The sequence below is a fragment of the Bacillaceae bacterium S4-13-56 genome (assembly GCA_040191315.1).
In the GTDB taxonomy this organism is placed as follows: Bacteria; Bacillota; Bacilli; order Bacillales; family JAWJLM01; genus JAWJLM01.
Window position 1 is genome coordinate 196,821 of sequence record JAWJLM010000001.1, and the last position, 6,809, is coordinate 203,629.

Below are 6,809 nucleotides of genomic sequence, written 5' to 3' on the forward strand. Positions count from 1 at the left end.
TTGCCCCAAGTAATCGAACAAAGGAAAGCTACATAGAACTACTTTGCAAGTGCTTTTCATGTTTCGAGGGGCAGCCTATCGACTAGAATCGGTTCCCTGCTTCATGGGTGGGCTGCCCGTATAATCTGGTTCAAGGGCCTTTAGGTCATACCCTTGGGTGTTAACAATCAGTGAGGGACGGCCACTGATTGAAAGTCACTTTACGGTATAAAAATAACCTTCTCCTAATGATGCACTTTTCTGTAGGCATAAGCATAGAATGAAACTGATAATAGGGATAGTTTACCTATAAAACTTGCTTGCACTTCGGGCTGTTATCACGCATAGGATATCAAAGAAGAAAATAGGAGGAGGTTCGGCATTTATGTCGCTTTTTGATCAAGAATACCGTGAAATAATTACGAAAGCCGTATGTGGTAAGGGACGAAAATTTAGTCAAGAAACTCATACACTAACACCATTACATCGTCCATCCAGCATTTTAGGTTGCTGGATCATTAATCACATTTACAAAGCTAAAAAGAAAGGAAATTATGTAGAGATCTCTGGTACGTATGAAGCCAACGTATGGTATTCATATAATGATAACACAAAAACTGAGGTAGTTACTGAGAAAATACCATACGTAGACAAAGTCAAGCTTTCAGTTAAAGACAAAAATACGATTAACGATGAACTAGAAGTTGTGGCAAATGTAATTCAACAACCAAATTGCTTAGAATGCAATATTTCTCATGAAGGCCACAAAATCGAAGTAGAAGTTGAGAGAGAATTCGTTGTAGAAGTAATTGGTGAAACGAAAGTTGTTGTAAAAGTTAATCCAGATGGGTTAGAATCCGATGATTTTGACTGGAGTTCAGATTTATCAGATGACGAATTTGAAAGTATCGATCCTGACTTTTTAGCAAAAGAGCATGAAGAATAAGAAAAACAAGGGCCGGCCCCTTGTTTTTCTTTTTACTAAAAAGACGCATTAACTTTCTAACCTTCATTAAGCTAGGTTTTCTAATTAATGAATGAAACCTAATGAATTTTGTCGTTTTATGCTATAATTAATGAAGTGAAAATTGATTTTGGAGGCAAGTTTATGTCAAATTTTACCCCTATGATTCAACAATATTTAACGATCAAGGCACAGTATAAGGATGCCTTTTTATTTTTTCGTCTTGGTGATTTTTATGAGATGTTTTTTGATGACGCAATAAAAGCTTCAAAGGAACTAGAGATAACGCTAACGAGTCGTGATGGAGGACAAGAAAGAGTTCCAATGTGTGGAGTGCCGTATCATGCTTCGGAAAATTACATAAAACAGCTAGTGAGTAAAGGTTATAAAGTGGCTATATGTGAACAGGTTGAAGACCCAAAGGAAGCTAAGGGTGTTGTGAAAAGAGAAGTGGTTCAATTAATAACACCAGGAACCGTTATGGAAGGGTCCATGTTAGATGAGCGAGAAAATAACTTTTTAGCTGCAATCAGTCCACTAGAACAAGAAACCTATTTGCTTTCTTATAACGATTTAACGACAGGCGAGACCTGGATGATGAAGTATGAAAATGGTATGGAAGGCATTATTCATGAACTATTTAATCTTTCTGTAAAAGAGGTCGTTATTCCCTCTACTTTAAGTGATGAGGATAAACTTTTTTTAGAAAAGCGCCTGGGAATTACATTATCTGTCGAAGATCAAATAGACCTACCAGAAGAATACAGGTATCTAGTTGAAAATTTAGAAAATGAGGGGTATATTCAAGGGTTCGCACGCCTATTTCAATATATTCATAGAACACAAAAGAGGAATTTAGATCATCTTCAGCCTGTTTCTTGGATTAATCAGGAACAGTATATGCAAATTGATATGTATTCAAGAAGAAATTTAGAGCTCGTTGAAACGTTACGTAAACAAGGAAAAAAGGGAAGTCTGCTATGGGTATTAGATCAAACAGTAACTGCCATGGGTGCTAGACTTCTAAAGAAGTGGTTGGAACGTCCTTTGTTAAGCTTAGATGAAATCGAAAGTCGACATAAAAAAGTCCAAGGATTTTTAGAACAAATGTTTCAAAGAGAAGCTCTTCGTGATGCTCTGTCCAATGTTTATGATCTTGAGCGATTAGCAGGAAGAGTTTCTTATGGAAATGTTAATGCTAGAGACCTTCTTCAATTGAAAAAATCATTGGGACAAGTTCCGATGATTATGGATTTACTCCAGGAGTTTTCTGAAACAGAGCTGAAGCGGTTATCTTACACTATGGATCCCCTTTCCGATTTGTATGCATTATTAGATGAAAGTCTTCATGAGGATCCTCCTCTTTCTATTAAAGAAGGGGGAGTCATGAAGGATGGGTATAACCAAGTATTAGATGATTATCGTTATGCCATGAAAAACGGAAAGAAATGGATCGTTGAGCTGGAGCAAAAGGAAAGGATAGCAACGGGGATTAAATCACTAAAGATAGGCTTTAACAAAGTCTTTGGATATTATATCGAAGTAACTAAATCTAATATTCCTAATCTACCAGAAGGACGGTATGAAAGGAAACAAACTCTTGCAAATGCAGAGAGATATATAACCCCTGAATTGAAAGAAAAGGAATCCTTGATTTTGGAAGCAGAAGAAAAAAGTATGGGGTTAGAATACGATCTATTTCTAGAATTAAGGCAAAAGGTGAAGGAATATATTCCTCAATTACAACTTTTGGCCGAACAAATTAGTCAGCTAGACGTATTACAAGGATTTGCAGTGGCTAGTGAACGTTACCAATACATTCGTCCGTCATTTACAAATGATAGAAAAGTTAATATTTCAGAAGGTAGACATCCTGTAGTCGAGCAAGTCATAGAATCCGGTGAATTTGTTGGAAATGATACAGTGATGGATAATGGAACAGATATCTTTTTAATAACAGGCCCAAACATGTCAGGAAAGAGTACCTATATGAGACAAGTAGCGTTGATTGCGATCATGGCGCAGATTGGATGCTTTGTTCCTTGTAAAAGTGCAGAACTACCGATTTTCGATCAAATTTTTACCCGTATAGGTGCTGCGGATGATCTAGTTGCTGGGCAAAGTACATTTATGGTTGAAATGCTTGAGGCAAAAAATGCACTAACTAATGCTACTGAAAATAGTTTAATATTACTTGATGAAATTGGTAGAGGGACAAGTACCTATGATGGAATGGCATTGGCACAGGCCATCATAGAATATATTCATGAGCATGTTCATGCAAAAACCTTGTTTTCCACTCATTATCATGAACTAACAGATCTAGAACAACAATTATCGAAATTAAAAAATGTTCATGTTCGTGCAGAGGAATATGAAGGCAGAGTTGTATTCTTACACAAACTATTTGATGGAGCAGCTGATGAAAGTTATGGAATTCATGTTGCCAAACTGGCGCAGCTTCCTGAATTGTTAATTGATCGGGCACATACATTACTCCATCAATGGGAAAAAGCATCCTTAAGGAGTACATCAAAAGAAACGAACAATAGAGAGGAACAGTTAGAGTTATTTGAAGAAGCGACTACTAAAAAGTCAAATTCCGGTAAGGAGCACCCAGTGGTTAAAGAATTAAAAAAACTAAATCTATTAGATATGACACCATTAGATGCGATAAACAAGTTATATGAGCTTCAAAAGAAGTTAAAGTAATACGTTGAGGAGGTTCCATTGTGGGAAAAATTCGTTTAATGCCAGAGCAGTTAGCAAATAAAATAGCAGCAGGAGAAGTAGTTGAACGGCCAGCATCTGTTATTAAGGAATTAGTAGAAAATAGTTTAGATGCCAATAGCACCTGGTTAAAAATCGAATTGGAAGAAGCGGGATTATCCTCTATAAAAGTAACGGATAACGGTGATGGTATGGAAGAGGATGATTGTGAGCAAGCTTTTTTCAGACATGCCACAAGTAAAATTATGTCAGAAAATGACTTGTTTCACGTAAGAACTCTTGGTTTTCGCGGAGAAGCCTTAGCGAGTATTGCTGCTGTTTCCAAATTAACGATTATGTCTTCCACTGGCCAATTCGCTGGGACTGAGCTTTATCTAGAAGGTGGAAGGATTAAGGAAAAAAGGAAGAGTGATGCGAGAAAAGGGACGACCATTATAATCCAGGACCTTTTTTATAACACTCCAGCCCGGTTGAAATATATGAAGACGATTCATACAGAATTAGGACATATTACCGATCTGTTAAATCGAATTGCATTGTCGAATCCGAATGTGAGAATTGAATGCTCTCATAATGGGAGACAGCTGTTTCAAACAAATGGAAGGGGTCAGTTAGTTGAAGTGGCGGCTAAAATTTATGGGATTTCTACTGCACAAAAAATGATTCCTATTCATCATGAGACATTGGATTTCTCAATTCGGGGATGGATTGCCAAACCAGAGATTACAAGAGCCTCTCGAAATTACATATCGACATTCATAAATGGAAGATATATTAAAAACTATGGACTTAATCGCGCCATAATAGAAGGGTATCACACTTTATTACCGATAGGTCGCTATCCATTGGCTATCCTTCATATTGAAATGGACCCTATTTTAGTAGATGTCAATGTTCATCCTGCTAAATGGGAGGTGCGGTTTAGTAAGGAAAAAGATTTGTATGAAGCGGTTGAATATGCTGTAAGAGAGGCCTTTAGAAGAGAAACTCTTATTCCAAACATTCAAAAAAAGGAAAAGAAAAAAGATATGTCAAAACAAACATCTCTTGACTTTTCAGCGCCTAGATATACCCCTTCTCATCCAATATCAGATCAGCCTACAAATGATAAGGAAGTAGAATTTTTAATTAAGGAGAAAAAGTTAGAAGAAGAACGGCTATTCGAAAGCCAACCGGCTATTAGGTCAAACCAGGACAAAATAGATCTAAATCTCCCAGATGTCTCAACGGATCACGATGATAAACAATTATCAGGAGAAATAAAAACAAGAGTACCAAAGCTTTTTCCTATTGGTCAATTACATGGAACGTATATTTTAGCTCAAAATGACCAAGGATTGTATATAATAGACCAACATGCTGCGCAGGAACGTGTTAAATATGAATTCTATAAAGAAAAAATTGGTGAGGTTGAGCATGAAGTGCAGGAGCTGATTGTTCCATTAACCTTTGATTTATCGAGTCAAGAATCTATGTTTGTGTCGAATCATTTATCTTTGTTTGAAGAAGTTGGATTATTCATAGAGCCATTTGGTAGTAATAGCTTTATGGTTCGATCTCACCCAACTTGGTTTCCAAAAGGAGAAGAGGAAACAGTTATTCAGGATATTATAGAGCAAGTGTTAGAGACGGAAAGTACAAATATTCATAAATTGCGTGAAGATACTGCGATATTAATGTCATGTAAAAGATCTATAAAAGCTAATCATCATTTAACCCATTCAGATATGGAGCGTTTACTTGATGATTTAAGTCAAACTACAGACCCTTTTACCTGTCCTCATGGAAGACCTATTATTATTCATTATTCGACATATGAGCTTGAAAAACTTTTTAAACGTGTCATGTAGAGAGGAAGAAATTTGTGATTTCACCAATTATTATTGTAGGTCCTACGGCTGTGGGGAAAACAAAGCTAAGTATTGAAGTCGCAAAAGCGTTTCAGGGAGAAGTGATTAGTGGGGATTCCATGCAGGTATATAAAGGTATGGATATTGGAACTGCTAAAATTTCCCCAAAAGAAATGGAAGGAGTTTCCCATCATTTAATAGACATAAGAAATCCAGATGAGTCTTATTCGGTTGCTGATTTTACAGAGCAAGTGAAAGAAGCGGCTCATCAAATTCTAATCCGTGGGAATCGCCCTATTGTTGCTGGTGGGACAGGACTTTATATTCAAGCTTTACTTGATGACTATCAATTTGAAGAGAAGCAATCGGATTCTAATGTGCGTTTGAATTTGGAAAATGAGGCAAATCAACTTGGTATTGAGCATTTATATGAAAGACTCAAAAATATTGATCCAAAGGAAGCAAAAAAAATTCCAATACAAAATAAACGACGTATTATTCGTGCTTTAGAAATATTTGAATTAACCGGGAAAACAAAAAGTGAGTGGAATAATAAGGAGTCTCAATCTCATATATTTGAGCATTCTATCCTTATTGGACTTGAGATGGATAGAACAATTTTATATGATAGAATCAATAACCGTGTGGATCAAATGGTGGAAGATGGACTTATAGATGAGGTGTTTTCTTTCTATAAGCTTGGATTTGCTGATCTTCAATCAATGAAAGGGATAGGTTATAAAGAATTTATTCCGTATTTTAAGGGGGAGTGGACGAAAGAGGAGGCAATTGACCGACTGAAAAGAAATTCCAGGAGATTTGCGAAGAGACAAATGACATGGTTCAAAAATAAAATGGACGTACAATGGTATACCATCTCTCCTGAACATTATTCTGAAAACTTCCAAAAAATTTTGGATGATTTAGCAGGAATGATCAAAGAAAAGGAGAAGTAAACATTTAGATAGAAAAGAGGAGGAAGAATCATGGCACAAACTGTGAACATACAGGATCAATTTCTAAATCAATTGCGTAAGGATCATGTACAAGTAACTGTATTCTTATTAAATGGATTCCAATTAAGAGGAATTGTAAAAGCGTTTGATAATTTTACAGTTTTACTAGAAGCTGATGGAAAACAACAGCTCATATTCAAGCATGCGATTTCTACATTCACTCCATCTAAAAATATCAATTTAGATCAAGAGTAACACCAAAAACGAGTGTGAACACACTCGTTTTTTCTTATAAGATAAGAAATCATTATGGCTCGCTTGGCGGAGCCA

5 protein-coding genes are annotated in these 6,809 nt (G+C 36.2%); all 5 read left to right on the forward strand.

The window, feature by feature from the left end; translation table 11 throughout:
* Positions 1–364: 364 nt before the first annotated feature.
* The 5 genes from cotE (at position 365) to hfq (ending at position 6,734) form a co-directional block, all read left to right on the forward strand.
* The gene (cotE, locus tag RZN25_00985; GenBank protein ID MEQ6375408.1) at positions 365–925 is read left to right on the forward strand and encodes an outer spore coat protein CotE; all 561 of its coding nucleotides are present in this window, start codon (positions 365–367) and stop codon (positions 923–925) included.
* Positions 926–1,087: 162 nt separating this feature from the next.
* Complete coding sequence (gene mutS / locus RZN25_00990; GenBank protein ID MEQ6375409.1) at positions 1,088–3,655, forward strand: DNA mismatch repair protein MutS; 2,568 nt, start codon at positions 1,088–1,090, stop codon at positions 3,653–3,655.
* A gap of 20 nt (positions 3,656–3,675) precedes the next feature.
* Complete coding sequence (mutL, locus tag RZN25_00995; protein MEQ6375410.1) at positions 3,676–5,523, forward strand: DNA mismatch repair endonuclease MutL; 1,848 nt, start codon at positions 3,676–3,678, stop codon at positions 5,521–5,523.
* Between the two features lie 14 nt (positions 5,524–5,537).
* Positions 5,538–6,479, forward strand: a complete 942-nt coding sequence (gene miaA / locus RZN25_01000) for a tRNA (adenosine(37)-N6)-dimethylallyltransferase MiaA (GenBank protein ID MEQ6375411.1) — start codon at positions 5,538–5,540, stop codon at positions 6,477–6,479.
* A 30-nt stretch (positions 6,480–6,509) separates the two neighbouring features.
* Positions 6,510–6,734, forward strand: coding sequence for an RNA chaperone Hfq (gene hfq, locus RZN25_01005; protein ID MEQ6375412.1), 225 nt, complete (start codon positions 6,510–6,512; stop codon positions 6,732–6,734).
* Positions 6,735–6,809: the final 75 nt, after the last annotated feature.